We start from the raw sequence: 1,946 nt of genomic DNA, 5'->3' as shown, positions 1-1,946 counted from the left end.
ACGAGTTTTTGGATGAAGATTTAAAAACCTCACACGTTGATGAAGATTTCTTTTGGAAGAGTATTAGGCCTCAAATTGAACAACAAAGGCTAGCGTTATCTCAATCTTACATCACACCATATGTACTAGGACCAGTTGTAAAGTTTATTGTTGTAACTCCACATAAAGAAAAGTTAGAGAAACTAAAATGTTTGGTCAATACACTCACACCCATTATGAGTACTCAATCCAATCAATTTAATCTTGAATTGGGATGTACTAAAATTAGTAGAGAAAGGGCTATTCAAGATTTAATCAAAAAGTGTAATATACCACTTCAAAATTGTTACGTCATCGGTGCTAATCAAAATGATTTAGGTTTGTTCACTTATTTTGAAAATGGTATAGCGATGCAAAGTGCAATTCCTCCAATTAAACAATTGGCCAATTTTGAAACCTATAATAACAATAACGGAGGAGTGTCACACACAATAAATAATTATATTTTATAAAAAGCGAAGAGTGTTTCATGAGATGCCGTTATTTACGAATAAAACTTTTGATAATATTTGCAACTATTTTAATCAACACCAAAAAAGAAGGGGCGAAAATTTCACTCCTTCTTTATACTATAGTTTGATTGTATACTTCAAATAAATACGTGTAAAAATATTTCACTTTTCTTTCAAGTGCTCTTATCGGCTGATTCTTTTCTCGATGAGAATTAGGAAGTGATAAGTACACTAGAGTGCAAACAAACAATAAAATTAAGGTATTAACTGCCAAAATAAAAACCATATTTATGTACCTCCTCTTAGTTATGAATTCATTGTAAATGGTGAAACGCATTTCAGAACAAGCAAAAAGTTTAAAAAAATCAGGTGACATTATGGCAAATATTAAAGATATCGCAAAAATGGCTGGAGTATCTGTAACAACAGTTTCCAGAGTGATAAATAATCATCCTTATGTAAGTACAGAAAAAAAGAATGCTGTACTTAACGCTATGGATCTATGTAATTATCAACGGAATATTAATGCAGTACATTTAAGTAAAGGGCAAACTTTTCTTATTGGTGTTGTTGTCCCATATACAAATCATCCTTATTTCGGGCAACTAGTGGAAGGAATAGCTAAAGAAGCTATAAAAAAGAACTATAAGCTGGTTTTATTACAAACAAATTATGAAAAAGATAGAGAAATTGAAGCTTTCATGATGTTAAAACATAAACAAATCGATTCTTTAATTATATGTTCAAGAAATTGTGAGTGGAATATGATCGAGGAGTATCTATCTTATGGGCCAATCATTCTATTTGAGGATGCTAAAGGTAAAAATGTATCTGCAACATATATTGATCATTATAAAAGTTTCTTTACAGCATTAGAGTATTTATATAATAAGGGACATCGCAAGATTGGATATTGTCTAGGAAGAAAATCAGGTACTAATAGTCAACAAAGAGAGCGAGCTTACATAGATTTTTCAGATAAAATCAATATGCCTGTTGTGCCTGAATATATTTTTTATGATTGTAATAATTTTGAAGACGGTGTACAAGTGGTCCGACGAATATCAGAAATGAACAATCCGCCAACAGCGCTATTAGTTTCAAGTGATATCGTAGCTGCAGGTATTCTTACTTTCTGTAAGGAAAAAGGGATTGAGATACCAAATGATCTAGCCATAATGGGATTTGATAATCAACCAATAGCTAAAATTATGCATATAACTACTTTAGAGATTCCATTATGTGAAATAGGAAGGAAACTGTTCATTCAAGCAGTTAATAACACAAGTATTTCTCGAGAAGAGATACAAGTTACATTGATAGAGCGGCAAACTGTATAGACTTTTTATACTGAAATGCTTAAGTTTTGTACAAATTAAACAATTTATTTATTGTTTAAAGATAAGTAATGGTTGATACAAACTTATTTAACTTTAAAAAGGGGCTGTTCGAAAA

General features: G+C 30.9%; 3 protein-coding genes. 2 read left to right on the top strand and 1 reads right to left on the bottom strand.

Translation table 11 applies throughout. The features are described 5' to 3' along the window. The coding region (locus V7014_RS24480) for an HAD hydrolase family protein (protein WP_335511268.1) at window positions 1-491 on the top strand (491 nt) is incomplete at its 5' end. Window positions 492-603: 112 nt separating this feature from the next. On the opposite strand, the gene V7014_RS24475 is transcribed toward V7014_RS24480, so the two are convergent. After that, window positions 604-777 (bottom strand): hypothetical protein, encoded by a 174-nt coding sequence (locus V7014_RS24475; protein WP_335511266.1) that lies wholly within the window; start codon window positions 775-777, stop codon window positions 604-606. A gap of 91 nt (window positions 778-868) precedes the next feature. On the opposite strand from V7014_RS24475, the gene V7014_RS24470 reads away from it, so the two are divergent. Continuing rightward, a complete protein-coding gene (locus tag V7014_RS24470; RefSeq protein ID WP_335511263.1) occupies window positions 869-1,831 on the top strand; it encodes a LacI family DNA-binding transcriptional regulator in 963 nt (320 codons plus the stop codon). The last annotated feature ends 115 nt before the right edge of the window (window positions 1,832-1,946 follow it).

The sequence above is a fragment of the Bacillus sp. JJ722 genome (assembly GCF_036963345.1).
Lineage (GTDB): Bacteria > Bacillota > Bacilli > Bacillales > DSM-1321 > Bacillus_AD.
This window is presented reverse-complemented; position numbering and strand designations above follow the sequence as displayed.